At 56.1% G+C, this 18473-nt stretch carries 17 protein-coding genes; all 17 read left to right on the top strand.

What is annotated here, in order from left to right; all coding sequences use genetic code 11:
* Positions 1-357 precede the first annotated feature (357 nt).
* Positions 358-1692: an LLM class flavin-dependent oxidoreductase gene (locus J2X61_RS35820; RefSeq protein WP_310195224.1), complete on the top strand. Its 1335-nt coding sequence runs from the start codon at positions 358-360 to the stop codon at positions 1690-1692.
* Position 1693: 1 nt separating this feature from the next.
* Complete coding sequence (locus J2X61_RS35825; RefSeq protein ID WP_274469820.1) at positions 1694-2224, top strand: GNAT family N-acetyltransferase; 531 nt, start codon at positions 1694-1696, stop codon at positions 2222-2224.
* Between the two features lie 26 nt (positions 2225-2250).
* Positions 2251-3126, top strand: coding sequence for a transporter substrate-binding domain-containing protein (locus J2X61_RS35830; protein WP_310195226.1), 876 nt, complete (start codon positions 2251-2253; stop codon positions 3124-3126).
* A gap of 42 nt (positions 3127-3168) precedes the next feature.
* Entirely contained in the window at positions 3169-3867 is a 699-nt protein-coding gene (locus tag J2X61_RS35835; RefSeq protein ID WP_310195229.1) for an amino acid ABC transporter permease, read from the top strand.
* A 19-nt stretch (positions 3868-3886) separates the two neighbouring features.
* On the top strand, positions 3887-4597 hold the full coding sequence (locus tag J2X61_RS35840; RefSeq protein WP_310195248.1) for an amino acid ABC transporter permease: 711 nt from the start codon (positions 3887-3889) through the stop codon (positions 4595-4597).
* A 406-nt stretch (positions 4598-5003) separates the two neighbouring features.
* The gene (locus tag J2X61_RS35845) at positions 5004-5756 is read left to right on the top strand and encodes an amino acid ABC transporter ATP-binding protein (RefSeq protein ID WP_274469817.1); all 753 of its coding nucleotides are present in this window, start codon (positions 5004-5006) and stop codon (positions 5754-5756) included.
* 13 nt (positions 5757-5769) lie between these two features.
* The gene (locus J2X61_RS35850; protein ID WP_310195231.1) at positions 5770-6786 is read left to right on the top strand and encodes an LLM class flavin-dependent oxidoreductase; all 1017 of its coding nucleotides are present in this window, start codon (positions 5770-5772) and stop codon (positions 6784-6786) included.
* A 25-nt stretch (positions 6787-6811) separates the two neighbouring features.
* Positions 6812-7303, top strand: coding sequence for a DinB family protein (locus J2X61_RS35855; protein WP_310195233.1), 492 nt, complete (start codon positions 6812-6814; stop codon positions 7301-7303).
* On the top strand, positions 7300-7830 hold the full coding sequence (locus J2X61_RS35860; protein WP_310195236.1) for a GNAT family N-acetyltransferase: 531 nt from the start codon (positions 7300-7302) through the stop codon (positions 7828-7830). The genes J2X61_RS35855 and J2X61_RS35860 overlap by 4 nt, the downstream gene beginning before the upstream one ends.
* Positions 7827-8894: an LLM class flavin-dependent oxidoreductase gene (locus J2X61_RS35865; RefSeq protein WP_274469813.1), complete on the top strand. Its 1068-nt coding sequence runs from the start codon at positions 7827-7829 to the stop codon at positions 8892-8894. The genes J2X61_RS35860 and J2X61_RS35865 overlap by 4 nt, the downstream gene beginning before the upstream one ends.
* Positions 8895-8930: 36 nt before the next feature.
* Positions 8931-10601 (top strand): ABC transporter substrate-binding protein, encoded by a 1671-nt coding sequence (locus J2X61_RS35870; RefSeq protein WP_310195238.1) that lies wholly within the window; start codon positions 8931-8933, stop codon positions 10599-10601.
* A gap of 15 nt (positions 10602-10616) precedes the next feature.
* The gene (locus tag J2X61_RS35875) at positions 10617-11549 is read left to right on the top strand and encodes an ABC transporter permease (protein ID WP_310195240.1); all 933 of its coding nucleotides are present in this window, start codon (positions 10617-10619) and stop codon (positions 11547-11549) included.
* A gap of 20 nt (positions 11550-11569) precedes the next feature.
* Positions 11570-12463, top strand: a complete 894-nt coding sequence (locus J2X61_RS35880) for an ABC transporter permease (RefSeq protein WP_310195243.1) — start codon at positions 11570-11572, stop codon at positions 12461-12463.
* Between the two features lie 13 nt (positions 12464-12476).
* Positions 12477-14492 (top strand): ABC transporter ATP-binding protein, encoded by a 2016-nt coding sequence (locus J2X61_RS35885; protein WP_274469809.1) that lies wholly within the window; start codon positions 12477-12479, stop codon positions 14490-14492.
* 203 nt (positions 14493-14695) lie between these two features.
* Entirely contained in the window at positions 14696-15568 is an 873-nt protein-coding gene (locus J2X61_RS35890) for a LysR family transcriptional regulator (protein ID WP_310195246.1), read from the top strand.
* A 19-nt stretch (positions 15569-15587) separates the two neighbouring features.
* On the top strand, positions 15588-16775 hold the full coding sequence (locus tag J2X61_RS35895) for an amidohydrolase (protein ID WP_274469807.1): 1188 nt from the start codon (positions 15588-15590) through the stop codon (positions 16773-16775).
* 26 nt (positions 16776-16801) lie between these two features.
* Positions 16802-18151, top strand: a complete 1350-nt coding sequence (locus J2X61_RS35900; RefSeq protein WP_274469806.1) for an LLM class flavin-dependent oxidoreductase — start codon at positions 16802-16804, stop codon at positions 18149-18151.
* Positions 18152-18473 lie beyond the last annotated feature (322 nt).

An 18473-nucleotide genomic window follows, 5' to 3' on the forward strand; every position in this document is an offset into this window, starting at 1 on the left:
TTGCCGGTTTCGAGGCAAATTCATGCCCGATGACGCCAAATAGCGTCGCCGGTGTCCGTTAGAATTCCGCGCCGGCCCGAATTCGCGGAATAAGGCCCGCTGTGTCCGTTAGCCCGCCGAGGAGCGAGCGGATGGCACCCGCAGGGAGCGAGCGGCTAACCGCGGCAACCGGGCTGTTATGTTGACCTGCCGGGAGCGAACGGCAGGTAGGCCGCAGTTGATGCCACGATAGAACTTTTATATCGATGAATAGAAAATTACGATATACGCTGGAGGTAGAAATCGGTATATAGTGAGAGTACGCAATTTAATTCCGACAATACACATCGGTATAAAAGGTTAATTAAGGAGGCACACATGGCAAAGAGACAATTAAAGCTAGGCGCTAATTTGAATGGGGTTGGGAACAGCATTTCCTTCTGGCGGCACCCCGAAGTACCGACGGATGCGAGCGTGAGTCTGGCGTTTTACAAAGAACAGGCGCGCAAAGCGGAGGAGGGGAAATTCGATCTCCTGTTCCTCGCCGACGGATTGTTCATTAATGAGAAATCCAATCCGCATTTCTTGAACCGTTTCGAACCGCTGACCTTGCTGTCCGCATTAAGCGATGCTACCTCGCATATCGGACTTGTAGCTACGCTGTCGACATCTTACAGCGAGCCGTTCACTGTGGCAAGGCAGTTCGCTTCGCTGGACCACCTTAGCAGCGGAAGAGCCGGCTGGAATGTGGTGACATCCCCGCTGGAGGGCTCTGCGCGCAACTTCGGCAAAGGCGAGCATCCCGACCATTCGCTGCGCTATGAGATTGCCGAAGAGCATCTAGAGGTCGTCCGGGGGCTATGGGACTCCTGGGAGGACGATGCCTTCGTTCGCGACAAAGCGAGCGGAGTGTTCTTCGACCCGGAGAAGCTGCACACGCTGCATCACCAAGGAAAGCATTTTGCCGTGCAGGGTCCGCTTAACGTCAGCCGGTCCCAACAAGGCTATCCGGTCATATTCCAGGCAGGATCATCAGAGTCCGGCAGAAATTTGGCCGCCAAGTCAGCCGATGCCGTCTACACGGGGCATGAAACCTTTGAGGAAGCGCGGCAATTTTATCAGGATGTCAAGTCACGGGCAGCCGCATACGGCCGAAACCCCGACGAGGTGCTCATATTTCCGGGCATCGGTCCGATTGTCGGCAGGACGGCGGAGGAAGCCGAGCGCAAATATCAGGAAATTGCAGAATTGGTGACGATCGATCAGGCGCTGAACTATTTGGGGCGGTACTTCGAGCATCATGATTTCTCACAGTACCCGTTGGATGAGCCATTCCCCGAGCTTGGCGACTTCGGCAGCAACAGCTTCCGCAGCACGACAGACCGGATCAAGAGGGATGCCAAAGAGCGGGGCCTGACGCTGCGCCAGGTGGCGCTGCGTGCAGCGACGCCGAGGAGCAATTTCATCGGCACGCCGGAACAGGTGGCGGATCTTATTCAGCAATGGTTCGAAGGCGGCGCTGCGGACGGCTTTAATGTGCGCACAGTCGTACCGAACGGATTGGCTGACTTCGTAGATCTGGTTGTGCCTGTACTGCAGGCGAGAGGGCTGTTCCGCACGGCGTATGAGAGTCAAACGCTACGAGGCCATCTGGGGTTACCCGTTCCCGTGAACCGGCATGCACGCAAGCTGGATGCGGTAAGGAGCGAATAATATGGCGACAGGGGTTCGTGTGCTTGTGCGGGATGCCCGCCCGGAAGAACGGGATGCTGCCGTAGCTTTGACATTAGAGGCTTACCGGCAGTACGAAATAAGCTTCGGCCAGCCGTTCTGGGAGCAATATATCAGTAACATCAATGCGCAGTGGGACCGCAAGGGAGACGAGGTGCAGCGCATCGTTGCCTTCCATGGGACTAAGCTTGCAGGCGCCGTTCTGTATTACCCGCCGCAAGCGGGACTGTACGAGAAGCTGCAGGAGACGATCCCCTACCCGGAAATCCGGCTTCTCGGCGTACATCCCTCTGCCAGAGGCCAAGGCGTGGCTACCGCATTGATCGGCGCATGCGCACAGCGGGCGAGAGAGGCAGACTCGCGTTATCTGGGATTACATACGTCCGGGCGCATGCCTGATGCCGTCAGGCTGTACAGGAAGCTCGGCTTCGAGCGCGAGACGAGATTCGACTTCCTCGCCGCCGATCATCGCACCGTCGTTGAAGCGTACCGGCTTGCTCTGATTACCAATTAACTATGTACCAGGAGGAGAAACTTACTATGAAACGTCTACAAGCTACAGTATTAATAGCAACTTCCGCTGTGGTTTTCGCCGGCTGCGGTGCCGCCCAAAAAGCCGCACAACCGGCCGATGCCTCCAAAGCGGCTTCGGCTTCGGCAGCACCCGCAGCTGCAGCGCCTGCAGCAACGTCAGCGCCGCAAAAAGCGAAAAAGATCATCGTCGGCACAAGCGGTACGTTCAAAGACGTAACCTTCCTTGACGAAAAAGGCAATTTGACGGGCTACGATGTGGAGCTGACGAAGGAGATTGACAAGAGGCTGCCCGATTATGAGTTCGAGTTCAAGACGATGGAATTCGCGAATATTTTGCTGAGCCTTGAAGCGGGCAAAGTGGATCTGGCAGTCAATCAGTATGAGGTGAACAGCGAGCGTCAGGCTAAGTTTCTTTTTAACGATGAAGCTTACAACATTTGGCCAAGTAAAGTGGTGGTCAACAAAGACAACAGTACGGTGAACTCGATCGACGACTTAAAAGGCAAGAAAGTTATTACTTCCCCAGGCAGCAATGGCGCCGTATGGCTTCAGGATTACAACAAGAAGAACGGCAACCCGTTCGAGCTCGTCTTCTCAGGCAGCGGAGGAACGAACGACGTGATCAATCAGCTGAAAACAGGTCGGGTTGACGCCACGATCTCCACTCCGTTCCAGGTTACCGGACGCAACAAGGATGCGGACGCCCAGCAGAAAGTGGTAGGTCCCGTGCTCTATACGTCCAAAATTTATTACGTGCTGCGCAAAGACGAGACCGATTTGAAAAGCAAGATTGATGAAGCGATCAGGCAAATTAAGAAAGACGGCACACTGGCTAAGCTGAGCAAGCAATGGCTGGGGGAAGATTTCACAGTAACCGAATAGGCGGCTGAATGGAGAAGGAGAAGGAAAGGCGCTGGGTGTCCTATGGGAAAACCGTTTGATTTTACATTAATCTGGATCTATTTGCCCAAGTTGTTGTCTTACTTGCATGTTACGCTGTTCATTGTGCTTGCCTCGGTCATAGTTGGCGTTGTCATAGGTCTCTTGATGGCATTGCCAAGGCTGTATAAGATCCCGGTACTGAAGGGTTTCGTTATTTTATTTCTTTCATATACCCGGGGAACGCCGATCCTCATTCAGATGTTTCTCGTCTATTACGGGCTCCCGGAGCTGCTCAAAGCGATACATATCGACATTAGCGATCTCCCCCCGCTGGTGTTCGTCATCCTGACCTATTCGCTGCATTTTGCCGCTTACTTCTCCGAAATCGTACGGTCGGCGGTGAACGCCGTTGACCGGGGGCAGGCGGAAGCAGGCTACGCCGTCGGCATGGGCGGATATGACGTACTTACTCGCATTGTGCTGCCGCAGGCATGGAGAGTCGCGCTTCCGAACGTGGCGAATCTTATCATTGGCACGCTTAAGGATACTTCACTGGCATATACGCTGGGCGTTATGGACCTTGTGGGACGTGCGGAAATGCTTGGAACGACGTATCACTTTCTCGAAATTTGGATCGCCCTGTCCATCATTTATTACGCCATCGTGCTCCTGTTCGAACACGTCTACCGGTTGATCGAGCGCAGGCAGCACGTTTACGAATTAGCGGTTACGGCCACATAAAAAGGAAGGAGGAATCCGTATCCATATCGATTTCAGTTTTATGGCGGAAGCTTTCCGGGCTATGCTCAAAGCGCTCCCGCTGACGCTCGTCCTCTCGATCGTTCCGCTTTTTACCGGCTTCATCGTGGGGGCTGCCGTTGCCTTTGTATGCATGTACCGAGTCAAATACGTGCATCGGATTGCTCAATTTTACGTGTCATTCTTTCGGGGGACGCCGCTGCTGCTGCATATTATGCTGGTTTATTTCGCGCTGCCGATGATGTTCGATCATCTGGCCGTTCATTACGGCTGGAGCATACGCTCCAAGGCCATTCCGCTCATCTCGTTCATTTTCGTAGCGTTCACGTTAAATATCGGGGCTTATATGTCGGAGACGATCCGTTCGGGCATATTGGCGGTGAGCAGAGGCCAGCTGGAGGCGGCGTACTCGGTCGGCATGACGACATGGCAGGGGATGCGGCGCATCGTGATCCCGCAGGCGTTAATGGTCAGCGTGCCGAATTTGCTGAGCAAGTTCATCGGGCTGCTGCACGGTTCTTCGCTTGCTTTCATGATCTCTTTGCAGGAGCTGACAGGCACGGCGCACATCGTGGCGATGAGGAATTGGAAATACCTCGAAGCTTATATTGCCGCAGCGGTTATTTATTGGATTTTGACGATTGTGGCAGAGCGGGCTTCCGGGCTGCTGGAGAAAAGGTTGAATGTTTATAACCGGAGCGGTGTGGTGTAAACGAACGAGTAGAAGAGGATTCAATTCTGTATGAAAAATCATATACAATTCCCGCGATATCGGCAAAATTGAAGAATTCTATATGAATAATCATATAGAATTCCTGAAATGCCGGAAAAACCGCCGATTCTATTCGAAAATTCATATAGAATTTACGATGAGGGGGTTGATCGGGGCATATCCGCTAAAGGGCATAAAGGCATATCCCAGACGGCATTGTGCAAGCTAGGGAGCGAGCGTTTGCCTTTGCATAAGCGAAGGTGCCTTGAATTAGAAAATTCAATAGATGAATAGAAGAAGTCTATTAGACGATCCGGCCGGAGAATGATAAGGTTAGTTTAAGATTAATTCATAGTATTTACATTGGAATTATAAGTTATGGAGATGCCAGGGGGTGCGCCACGCCATGATTCAATTGTCTAAGGTGTCCAAATCGTTCGGACGGCATCAAGTGCTCAGGAGCATCGATCTTACGGTCAACAAAGGCGAAGTCGTCGCCATCCTCGGACCGAGCGGATCTGGCAAAACAACCTTGCTGCGCTGCATTAATTTCCTGGAGAAGCCGAGTGACGGATTCATCGCCATTGACGATCTGCAGGTGGATTGCAAAAAAGCCGGCAAGAAAGAGATTCACAAGCTCCGTCAAAAGACGGCGATGGTGTTTCAGCAATACCATTTGTTCCGCCACAAGACAGCCCTGGAAAACGTAATGGAAGGGCTGGTCGTCGTCAAGAAAATGCCCAAAGAAGAGGCGCGGGCGGTCAGTGCCGAGCTGCTGCACAAAGTAGGTCTCGGCGGCAAGCTGGATGCCTATCCTTCTCAGCTGTCGGGCGGCCAGCAGCAGCGTGTCGGCATAGCCCGGGCGCTGGCCATGAACCCGGAGGTGATCCTCTTTGACGAGCCGACGTCTGCGCTTGATCCCGAACTCGTGGGCGAAGTGCTGGCCGTCATCCGTAAAATCGCGAAGGAAGGCATCACGATGATTATCGTCACACATGAGATGACGTTCGCGCAGGATGTCGCCAGTCATGTCGTGTTCATGGACGAAGGCGCGATCGTCGAACAGGGCAAGCCGACCGATGTGTTCAACAGACCCAAAGAAGAGCGAACCCAGCAGTTCCTGCGGCGTATCAGGCCGGAGCTGTCATATTCCATCTAGGAGGTAACGAATCTTGAAGCTTGCCATAAGCATTTTGGACCAAAGCCCGATCTACCCGGGAACAACGGCAGCCGAGGCGCTCGCACAGACGGTGCAGTTGGCGCAGAAGGCCGAAGAGCTGGGCTATCACCGGTTCTGGGTATCGGAGCATCATGACTCCGAATTACTCGCCGGCTCCTCGCCGGAAGTGCTGATCGCCTACTTGCTTGCTAGAACGGAGCGCATCCGGATCGGTTCCGGAGGCATTATGCTGCAGCACTATAGCCCTTATAAAGTAGCGGAAAATTTCAACGTGCTCGCGTCGCTGGCGCCCGGCCGAGTCGATCTTGGCGTCGGCCGTGCTCCTGGCGGATTGCCCCGCAGCACGCAGGCGCTGAAGGAAGGTCAGGCAAGCGCCAAATCGCTGACGGAGAAGCTCGCCCAACTGGAGGCTTATGTGAACAACCGGGCACCCGAGGATGAGGCGCTCGCAGGGCTCAAAGCGACTCCGCATGCAGCCGTCCCGGCCGATCTGTTTCTGCTGGGTGCCAGCCTGGACAGCGCCAAGCTTGCCGCTTCGCTCGGCCTTGCTTATGTGTTCTCCTTATCGATCAATGGGGATAAAGAGACGGCCGTCGAGGCGATCCGAACGTATCGCTCCCAATTCCAACCTGTTTACGGCAGATCACCGCAAGCACTGCTTGCGCTTTCCGTCATCGTGGCGGATACCGATCAGGAAGCGGAAGCGCTCGTCGGTGAGACGAAGCAATATAAAGTGTACTTGTCCAGCGGGAAGAAGGTAACCGTCGGCACGCTCGCGCAGGCTGAAGAATTCGGCAGGCAGGCTAACGAGCCTTACACGATCGAAGAGAAGGAAACGGTGGTCACGCGAGGCTCCAAGGAGACCGTGCGTAAAGAGCTGCTCTCCTTACAAGAACAAACGGGCGTACATGAATTCATTGTAACGGCACGCATCGAGGATGCCGGCAAACGCCTGCGCTCGTTCGAACAACTGAAGGAAGCGCTGAATGAAATCGAAGCGGCGGTATAAACCGCTGCATATAGGAGGAATTCCGTTGAGCAGTAACGATATTCAGGCATTTTTGGACACCCACGACTTGTTGGTTCAGGCGGTAGATGGCTTGGATTCCCAACAATTAACGTGGAAGGGGGCGCCTGCTTCCTGGAGCGTAACGGAGGTGCTGGCGCATCTGGCTGATCACAGCATCGTCATCTCGTTCCGCATTCGCGATATTCTGGCAGGTACGACAGTTCGCCTGCCGGCTTTCGATCAAGACGCTTGGGTTAGCGGACAGAAGGCGAACGACGGCAATGTCGCCGATATTCTAACCGCATTCGCGCAGCTGCTGCGCTACAATAGCCTGCTGTTGGGAAGGTTGAGCGCCGAAGACTGGGAGAGATCGGCGATTAACGCCAAAGGCGATACCGTCCGCATTACGGACATTGTGAAAGGCTTCGTCAAGCATGTGAACACGCATCTCAATCAGATTGAGCGCATCAAGCGTTCCTTGGCCGCTCAGTCCGGACAAGAGGTGAGTTCTCATTGAGCGACATCTATCGCCTAGCCGTACCCGAGGATGCCGAGCGCCTCGTGGAGGTAGTCTATGAAGCTTATGCAACGATTCGGGAGCTGGAGCTCAAATGGCCGGCGGCACATGCCGATCTGGCTTTGATACAAGAAAACATTGCGAATAACGATTGCTATGTGCTGGAGAGGAACGGGATCATCGCAGCGACGCTAACGTTGAGCAGGGATAATACGAAACGCTGGGACAGCGCATACCCGTTCCTCAAATGGTTCGCGGTACATCCCGATGAACAAGGTCAGGGCTTGGGGACGAAACTGCTCGCTTGGGTGGAGGAGCATGTCATCAACGAACGCTTGGGAGCTTCGGCAGTAACGTTAGCCACGGCTGAGAAGCACCCTTGGCTGCTCGATATGTATGAAAGCAAAGGCTATGAGCGCATTGACGCCATTGACCGGGGCAATGGTGACGGCACGATGTACCTGCTGCGCAAAATCGTCAATCCGGCGAAGTTCGAGGCGGATCGGCGCGAAGGTGCAAGTCTATGAAATTCGCCCTCTTCAGCTTGGCGATGAATACGCGCAACGCCGTAACCGGAGAATCGTTCACCGCCCAGCAGAAATTTCAGAATATTCTAGGGCAGGCGGTGCTTGCCGAGGAGCTGGGCTTCGATGCTTATGGGATTGGCGAGAGGCATGGACCGCCATTCCTGTCTTCTTCGCCGGCGGTTCTCCTGACGGCCATTGCCGCCAAAACTTCGCGGATCAAGCTGCTCACCACGGTTGCCGTGCTCAGCGTACTGGATCCTGTGCGGGTCGCCGAGGATTATGCAACGCTCGATCATCTCTCGGGCGGGCGGCTCGAGCTCATTATCGGTAAAGGCAACGATCCCCGTCATTACCCGCTCTTCGGGATTAAAGAAGAGGAGCAGTGGGAATCGCTCGCTGAGCGATATGCCTTATTAAGGCGTCTATGGCGGGAGGAGAACGTCACATGGACAGGGAAATACCGCCCGCCCTTGCAGGACGTTACCGTCCTGCCCAGACCGCTGCAGCAGCCGATTCCGGTTTGGCACGGCAGTGCGTCGAGCACGCTTTCTACGGAGCTGGCCGCCAAATACGGCGAGCCGATCTTTTCCTCGAATACGTTTCATCCGCTTGCGAAATATAAGGCGTTAATCGACCACTACCGGGAAAGATGGGCGTATTACGGTCGCGATCCGCAGGATGCTGTCGTAGGCGCCGGAGCCGGGAGTTTGTATCTGGGAAGAACGACGGAAGAGGCGATCGGACGCTATCGTCCGTACTATGAAGCTTTTCATTCGACGGAGTCAGCCAAGCATAATCAGTCGCCTTTCCAAAGCCTGGAGGACAATTTGGAGAATGGTCCCCTGCTGATTGGAAGTCCGGATCGTGTCATCGAGAAAATTATGAAATATCATGAGGCTTTCGGACATGAAGTGCTGTCCATCAGCGTCGACGGACTTAGCGAAACGGAGCAGCGGGAGCAAGCAGAATGGTTTGCTTCCGAAGTTGCTCCGGTGCTGCGCCGGGAAATTCCGAGCAAGGTATGGAGCTCCGGCAAAGCCAAGCAGCCGCATTCGATTGGATAAGCGGCTGCGCAGGACAATGAACGCATTATTCGTCATATGGAGCGTGAAACGATTGTGAAGAAACAGCGATGGATTTCCTTACTAGCTAGTCTGTCGGCAGCCGTATTCGTGCTGGGCGCTTGCGCCGAGGCCGGCTCCACAAAAGGGGCGAATGTGCCAGCGCCCCAAACGACGTCCAAGGCGAACGCGCAGCCTGCGGTTGGCGGCGAACTCTCTTATGCGCTCGCGACGTCGCCGGATTCACTGGATCCGCATCGAAGCGGCTTGGCTGTAGCCGTTCGCGTGTTCCGGACGTTATACGACAGCCTCGTGGTGCAGCTGCCGGACAATTCGATCAAGCCGTGGCTGGCAACCGAATGGACGATATCGCCCGACGGCAAGAGCTACACGTTCAAGCTGCGCAAGGACGTGAAATTTCATGACGGCACGCCGCTCAATGCCGAGGCGGTCAAATACAGCTTCGATCGAATTCTGGATCCGGCGACGAAGGCTGCCAACGCTACGGCACTGCTGAAGCCTTACAAATCGTCGGAAGTTATTGACGAGTACACGATCAAACTGAATCTGGAGACGCCTTCCGTCGCGTTTCTGGGCAATTTGAGCCAAGCGATGCTGGGCATCGTATCCCCGACGGCGGCCAAGAAATACGGTGACCAGTTCGGCAAAAATCCCGTCGGCTCAGGCCCGTACAAGTTCGTGAAATGGAACGACAATGCCGAAATTAAAGTCGAGCGCAACCCGGATTACAGCTGGGCGCCTGCTTTGGTCGAGAACCAAGGAAAGCCTTATCTGGACGGCATCGTGTTCAAGATCGTCCCCGAAGAGGCGACACGCATCGGCAGCGCGCAAAGCGGCCAGGTGCTCGCAGCCGAAACGGTTCCTCCGCAGAATGCCGTTGCGTTAAAAAATGACGCGAAGCTGCAGCTGCTGCAGGTCAATACGGGCGGATTGCCTTATACGCTGTTCTTCAATCAGAGCAGGGCCCCTTGGAATGATGTCAAAGCAAGGCAGGCCGTTCAAGCTGCAGTAGATCTCGATGCGATTGTCAAAACGCTCTATCTGGGCACATACCAACGGGCATGGTCGCCGCTTGCCCCGAATATGTTCGGTTATGACGCTGCGCTTGAGAACGGCGTTAAAGCTGATCCGGACAAAGCGAACCGGCTGCTCGACGAGCTCGGCTACACCAAAGGTGCGGACGGGATTCGTGTAAAAGACGGGAAAAAGCTCACTCTGCGCTATGTCGACGGCTCGCCGAACCGTGAGAAACGGAATGACATTGCAACCATCGTCCAGCAGCAGTTGAAGAAAGTCGGCATCGCCGTCGAAGTGGAGATTACCAAGGACGTACAGACGGTCATCTATACGCAGCAAGCTTATGATCTCTACGGCAACAGCCAAGTCAACTCGGATCCGGTAGCCCTCAACTCCTTTTACCACACAACAGCTCCGAATGCCCGCCCTTCACTGTCCCATCTGTCGGATCCGGCGATCGACAAGCTGCTGGAGCAAGGTGTCGTCGAGACGGACGAAGCGAAGCGCAAAGACATTTATAAGCAGGTACAGCGCTATATCATCGATAATGCCGTCATTCTGCCGGTGTATATTTTCCCATACACAGTGGCGGCTTCGAAGAGCATATCCGGCATCAAATTCGACGCATTGGGTTATCCGCTCTTTAATGACGTTTCTATTTCCACCAAGTAAGGAGGGAGCAGCAAGATGGGCATATCGATTGCCATCCGGTTAATCAGCTCTTTGGGCGTCATTGCGGGCTCATCGGTTCTTGTATTCTGCGTTCTCTATGTGCTGCCTGGCGACGTTGTGATGAATATGATCGATCCGAGCGCCATGAGTCCGGAGGCGGTGGCCAATTTGCGGCACCAGTTAGGTGTTGACCGGCCGTTTCACGAGCAGTTTCTGAACTATTTCCTGCATGTGCTCAGCGGCGATTTCGGCCAATCGCTCATGAATTCAGAGCCCGTCCTGCCGAAAATCCTCAAACATTTCCCGGCTACGCTTGGACTTGCGACGGCGGCATCGGCTGTAGCTGTCGTTGTGGGCGTCGTGCTCGGGGTACTGTCGGTCATACACCGCAATGGGTGGATCGATATCTTGGCAAGAATCGTCGGCTTGTTCGGCATCTCCATGCCGACGTTCTGGTCGGGTATTCTGCTCATCTTGGTATTCTCCGTCTATCTGGGCTGGTTGCCGGCGATGGGGTCGGACGGACTGGCGACGCTCGTTCTACCGGCGTTAACGCTCGGTATGCTGGGCGCAGGCTTCATTGTCCGCATGGTGCGGAATTCGATGCTTGAGGTGCTTGGCGAGCCGTTCATCACGACGCTGCGGGCCAAAGGGCTGCAGGAACGGACTGTTATGTACCGGCATGCGCTGCGCAATGCGCTCATTCCGGCCGTCACGATGCTCGGCTTGCTGATCGGCGAGATGCTTGCGGGCACGGTTGTCATCGAGACGGTGTTCTCGCGTCAAGGCATCGGGCGTATTATCGCCGACGCGATTATGGCCAAAGATTTGCCGGTCGTGCAGGGCGTGGTTTTGTTTACCGCCATTATTTATGTGCTTGTCAATACATGGGTTGATATTTCATACGCGTATATCGATCCCAGAATCAGACGTCAGCGTTCTTACTAAGAAGCAAGGAGGGGACATGGATGAGGGAAGTTACCGCCGTCAAACCGGTATGGCAGGCTATAAGCGCCGCCAGGCTTCGCAGGCGATTGCCGCTGACGTTCGTTCCTTCGCAAGCCATTTTGTATGCAGCGTCTCTTATCGTAGTTGTATTGCTCTTATTTGCGATCGCCCCGGGATGGTTCGCCAAATACGCGCCGACAGATATGCAGGCGGATCAGCTGCTGCTGCCTCCCGGTTCGGCACACTGGCTGGGAACCGACTATTTCGGCCGGGATGTGCTTAGTCTTGTTATTTACGGCGCGCGGGAATCGCTGTTCATCGGGTTTGCCTCGGTCATAGTCGGCGGCTTCATCGGAGCTGCTGTCGGCATGGCTGCAGGCTACTGCGGAGGGTGGGTGGACAACGTGCTGATGCGGATCAACGATATTGTCATGACCGTACCGAGTGTTCTATTGGCTCTGGCAATTGCCGCAGCTTTAGGACCGGGACTATGGAACATTGTGCTCGCCGTCGCGCTTTCGGCCGTACCGAACTATGCCCGAGTGATGAGAGGACAAATTCTCAGCCTCCGCAACCGTTCGTTTATCACGGCTTCGAGATCCCTCGGTGCCGCTCCGCTGCCCTTATTTCTCAAACATATTGTGCCGAATTCGATATCCCCGCTGCTCGTGATGGCGGCGATCGGCATCGGTACGGCGATTCTGACCGGCTCCGGTCTTAGCTTCCTCGGTCTTGGCGTTCTGAAGGAAGTTCCGGATTGGGGCGCGCTGCTGTCACAAGGCAGAGGGTATCTATCCGTAGCCTGGTGGATCTGCACGTTTCCCGGTCTGGCTATTACGCTATTCGTTCTGTCCGTCAATGTGCTGGGCGACGAATTGCGGGACAGACTCGATCCGAGAAAGCGGATAACCTAGGAGGATACATGCGATGGGCACTTTACTTAACGTAGACCGGCTTCGTGTCGAATTTGCCTCGGAGCGGGGGAACGTACAGGCGGTTCACGACATCAGCTTTCACATGAAGGCGGGCGAAATCGTCTGTTTGGTCGGTGAATCGGGGAGCGGGAAGTCCGTCACGTCCAAGGCCGTCATGCGCTTGATCGAAGAAGCTAACGGTTCGATTACTTCCGGTTCGATCGAGCTTGATGGTGTGGATGTCACAGCGCTTGGCGATCGGGATCTCCGCGGGCTGCGTGGTAAAAAGATCGCGATGGTGTTCCAGGAGCCGATGGCGGCTTTCGATCCTGTCTTTACGATCGGGAGCCAGATCGTCGAGACGATTCGGCGTCATGAACGCCGCACTTCGCATAAGGAAGCGGTTATGCAGGCCGTGCATCTGCTGCGGCGTGTAGGCATTCCTGAGCCTGAGCTGCGAATGAAGCAGTATCCGGGTGAGCTTTCGGGCGGCATGCTGCAGCGGGCGATGATTGCCATGGCGCTAAGCTGCAAGCCTGAGCTGCTGATTGCCGACGAACCGACCACTGCGCTGGATGTTACGATTCAGGCACAAATTTTGCAGCTGCTGTTGGAGCTGAAGGATGAACTTGGCATGTCCATTCTGTTCATTACGCATGATCTGGGCGTCGCTGCGGAGATTGCCGACCGGGTGATCGTGATGTACGCCGGACGCATTGTCGAGCAGGCGCCGGCGCAGGAGCTGTTCGCAGCGCCTCGCCATCCGTATACGATGGGCTTGCTGCGGTCTGTAGCAACGATAGACAGCGATCGGTCCAAGCCGCTTTACGCGATCCCCGGCGCCATCCCGGGCATTGCCGATTGGCCGACGGGCTGCCGTTTCCATCCGCGCTGCGCTTATGCCTCGGAAGATTGTATGCGTGAAGCACCGCCGCTGGTAGAAGCGGACGGCAGGCAGTCCGCTTGCTGGCATTCCGACAAGCTGCTGTCGAACGGCGGCATATGGGTTGACGGTGACGGTACATCCGTTACGAAGTCCGGTGCAGAAGCGAAAAGGGAACCCGCGACCTTGATCGAGCTGCGCCATGTAACGAAGCATTATCCGATCGGCCGCACCGTGTTCTCCAGGGAACGCAGAGCGATTCAAGCGGTCGACGACGTTTCCTTCACCATTGCAAGAGGGGAGTCGTTCGGTCTCGTCGGCGAATCCGGGAGCGGCAAATCGACGCTGGGCCGGTTGCTGCTCCATCTGGAGAAGCCGACCCGCGGCTCCGTACGGTTCGAGGGGCAGGACTTGGCTGACCTGACGGCAGCCCGCTTGAGAGAACAGAGGAAGCATATGCAAATGATTTTCCAGGACCCGTACGGCTCTGTCGACCCGCGATGGAAAGTCGGCGACATTATCGGCGAGCCGTTCGCCGTCCATGGCCTGCTGCGCGGAGCGGAGCGCAAAGAGGCCGTGCAGCGCCTGCTCGGGCTGGTCGGACTGCATGCAGCGGCTTACGACCGGTACCCGCATGAATTTTCCGGCGGTCAGCGCCAGCGTATCGGGATTGCCCGGGCGATCGCGCTGAATCCCAAATTCGTGCTCGCGGATGAGGCCGTATCGGCGCTGGATGTGTCGGTGCAGGCGCAGATCATCAACTTGCTCCAGGAGCTGCGGCGCGAGCTTGATCTGACCATGATGTTCATCGGCCATGGCCTGCACATCGTGCGGTACGTATCCGACCGGATCGGCGTCATGTACTTGGGCAAGCTGGTCGAAATCGCGCCGAGCGAGGAGCTGTTCCGGCATCCAGCGCACCATTATACGAGGGCGCTGGTTGCATCCATCCCGTCGCCGGATCCGCGAAGACGCAGCGAACTGACCGCCATTCGCGGGGAAATTCCTTCGCCGGCGAACCCGCCAAGCGGCTGCCGGTTCCGCACGCGCTGCCCGGCGGCGACGGCCCGGTGCGCTGCAGAGGAGCCTGCGTTTCGCGAAATAGCTCCCGGTCATTATACGGCGTGCCACGATCCGGTGATGTAAAGATTTTTCTTTAATTGTTAAATTCCGATTGACATACTTGGTTATAAGAAGTAAGGTATAGGATAATTAGATAGCGTCAACCGGGCTGCCGGAGACCTTTGAAGCCGTTCCAAGCTGCTGATGCAGCGGATATGTTTCTTAAGGTCTCTTTGTGCTTCGTTGGCCAAGTATCATCCTAATCTTATGAACTGGGAGAACCATGTATGAACATTGAAAATATCGAAGCGTTCGTCTATGTGTTTCATTACGGGAGTTTTAACAAAGTAGCGGAGGTGCTTTTTCTATCTCAGCCTTCGGTCACGGCGCGCATTCAATCGCTGGAGCGCGAACTGGACTGCCGGTTGTTCGACCGGCTGGGCAAACAGGTGCAGCTGACCGAGAAAGGCAGGCAGTTCCTGCCCTATGCCCAGCAGCTGCTGCAAGTGTATCAGAAGGGCAAGCAGCAGATCCAGAAGCAGCGGGCGGTGCCGCTTGAGCTGCGGATCGGCTGCACGGTGTCCGTCTCCAACTATATGATCCCTGAGCTATTGCCGAAGTTGAAGGCGCGCTACCCGCAGCTGCAAATCAAGCTGACGACGGCAACCACCGACGACATCGTCAGCAAGGTGCTCAGCCGCGAGTTAGATATCGGCTTCGTTCGAAATATCAGTCATCCGAACCTGCAGTCGCGCAAATTTTATGAGGACCCAATCCGGTTGTACGCGCATACGGATTATCCGCTTGCCGGCCATAAAGAGGTATCGCTAGAGCAAATCGTTGACCAGCCTTTCGTATTTTTTGAATGCGGCTCGCTGGATTGGCTGCGGATACACCGGGTGTTCCAAAGCTTGAACAAACCGCCGGCGATTGAAATTCATACCGATAATGCGGAGACGGCCAAGAAGCTCGTTATGAATAAAGCAGGCTTATGCTTCCTGCCGGGACTGTGCGTCGGGAAAGAGGTTCGTGAGCGTCTGCTGACACCGATTGAAGTGGCGGAAGTGACGAACGTAGCGCTGCAAACGAATATAGTTTCCTTAACCGGCGAACAGTCGGAGCTTGTTGACTTTTTCCTGGAGCACCGGGTCGTGTCCTGAATGAAAGTGAGGTGTACTTATGGAAGTTCAAGAAAACGCAGCACTCCTTAGCGCCAAAAGGATCGAGCCGAAGTTGGTCGGCATCCGCCGGCATCTGCACCAACATCCCGAGCTGTCGCATGAAGAATTTGAAACGACAGCCTACATTCGGCGTCAGCTGGAAGAGGCGGGAATTCGAATATTGACGCAGTATTCCTTGAAAACGGGACTTGTCGCAGAGATCGGAGGCTTGCTTGACGGGCCAGTCATTGCCCTTCGTGCGGATATTGACGGGCTTCCGGTTCAAGAAGAGACCGGTCTGCCTTTCGCTTCACAGCATCCCGGCAAGATGCATGCCTGCGGACATGATTTCCATACGGCAGCGTTGCTGGGAACGGCGTTAATGTTAAAAAAGATCGAGCATGAGCTTCAGGGTGCCGTCCGTTTCATCTTCCAACCGGCGGAAGAGAAGGCGGCCGGAGCGGCAAAAGTGCTCGCCAGCGGAGCTTTGAAAGACGTGACGGCTATCTACGGCATGCACAATAAGCCGGATTTGCCGGTCGGGACGATCGGCATCCGGAGCGGGGCGCTGATGGCTGCCGCCGACGGCTTTCTCGTCGAGCTGCAAGGCAAGGGCTCGCATGCCGCTGTTCCTGAGGCGAGCATCGATCCGATCTTGACGGCCGCACACATGGTCGTGGCGCTGCAATCGATCGTCAGCCGCAACGTGAGCCCGCTGGAGAGCGCCGTGGTCAGTGTCACGCGTCTGCATACAGGCACGGCGTGGAATGTCATACCGGAGAAGGCCGTGTTGGACGGCACGGTACGGACCTTCGACGAAGATGTGCGCGCGCGCGTGACTGAGCGGTTCGGCGAAATTGTGAACGGCGTAGCCGCCGCTTACGGGACGACGGCCCGGCTGCGCTGGCTCCCGGGACCGCCGCCGGTGAACAACGATGAGGAACTGGCGGAAGCTGCCAGCAGAACGGCGAAGCGGCTCGGGCTTACCGTCGTGACGCCGAAGCCGTCTCCTGCCGGCGAGGACTTCGCCTATTACCAGCAGCAGATTCCCGGCTTCTTCGCCTTTATGGGGACCGCCGGTCCGCACGAGTGGCACCATCCTGCTTTTGATGTGGATGAAGGGGCGCTTGCGGTTAGCAGTGCATTTTTCGCTGAATTGGCGGTAGAGGAATTGAAAAGGTTGCATGCCGTGCAGTTGCAGGCATAATTCACATACATTGAGGAGGATCCTACATGGGACATCATAAAAAACTGAAGCTGGGCGCTATTTTGCATGGCGTAGGCGGCAATATTTCGGGTTGGCGCCACCCGGAAGCGATTACGGACGCGAGCGTCAATTTCGAGCTGTATAAGCATTGGACGCAGAAAGCGGAGGCAGGCAAGTTCGATTTCGTTTTCATCGCCGACGGCTTGTATATTACGGAGAAATCGATCCCGCACTTTTTAAACCGCTTCGAGCCCATTACGATATTAAGTGCTTTGGCTGCCGTCAGCTCGAAAATCGGCCTGGTCGGGACGCTTTCGACCTCGTACAGCGAGCCGTTCACCGTAGCCCGTCAATTCGGCTCGCTGGATGTGATAAGCGGGGGCCGGGCAGGCTGGAATGTGGTGACGTCCCCGCTGGAAGGCACAGCGCTGAATTACGGGAAAACGGAGCAGGAGCACCCGGCTCATCCGAAGCGCTACAAGATCGCGAACGAATATTTGGAGGTAGCGACAGGTTTGTGGGACTCCTGGGAGGACGATGCGTTCGTTCGCGATAAAGCATCCGGCGTTTTCTTCGATCCGTCGAAGCTGCATACGCTGAATCATAAGGGCGAGCACTTTTCTGTGAAAGGTCCGCTGAACATCGCCCGTTCCAAGCAGGGTCAGCCTGTCATTTTCCAGGCAGGCGCGTCGGAAGACGGCAAAACCTTTGCCGCCAAAGTGGCGAATGCTATTTTCACGGGACAGGAAACGCTGGAGGAAGCGAAGCAATACTATGACGACGTGAAAGGGCGCGCTCGGGCGCTCGGCCGAAATCCCGATGAGATCGTCATCCTGCCTGGCATTGGGCCGATTGTCGGCCGGACGCAGGAAGAAGCGGAGCGTAAGTACGAGGAGGTTGCCAATCTGGTGTCCATCGACAAGGCGCTGGATTTCCTTGGGCGCTTCTATGAGCATCACGACTTCACGCAGTATCCGCTCGACGAGCCGTTTCCCGAGCTTGGGGAGCTTGGCCGCAATTCCTTCCAGAGCGCCACGGACCGCATGAAAGCTTGGGCCAAGCAAGAGGGACTGACTTTGCGCCAGGTGGCTCTACGCGTCGCGACGCCGAAGCCGACGTTCCTCGGCACTCCGGAGGTTGTCGCCGACAAGCTGCAGGCTTGGTTCGAAGGCGGGGCCGCCGACGGCTTCATCGTAGGGTCGGCGACGCCGAAAGGTCTGGACGACTTCGTCGATCTTGTCGTACCGATTCTGCAGGAGCGCGGTCTGTTCCGGGAGGAGTACGAGGCGGATACGCTGCGCGGTAATCTTGGCCTGCCGATTCCGGAGAACCGCTATGCGAGGCAGCGGCTGGCGGTTACGCCGACGGCCCAATAGAAGATGCCGGGCGGAGCGGCCAGGCAGCGGCTGGGGAGGCGCAGCGCGGGAGCGGTGGCGGGCGGGTGAGCGTTAGGCAGGAGCGCATGCGTGCCGTGTGGTGTGGCGGCCCGGAGCGAGCGGCCCCAGGGAGGCGCTGCGTTGTTGGCGCCGCCCGCACGGGTGCCGTTCCCCCGCCGCCGCTCGCGTTAACGGACACCACGGCCGCTATTCGCGCGCAAATCGATGCGACGCGATTCTAACGGACACGGGAGTCCTTATTTGCCGGTTTCGGGGCAAATTCATGCCCGCCGACGCCAAATAGCGTCGCCGGTGTCCGTTA

It is taken from the genome of Bacillus sp. 3255 (assembly GCF_031456485.1).
Classification (GTDB): domain Bacteria; phylum Bacillota; class Bacilli; order Paenibacillales; family NBRC-103111; genus Paenibacillus_E.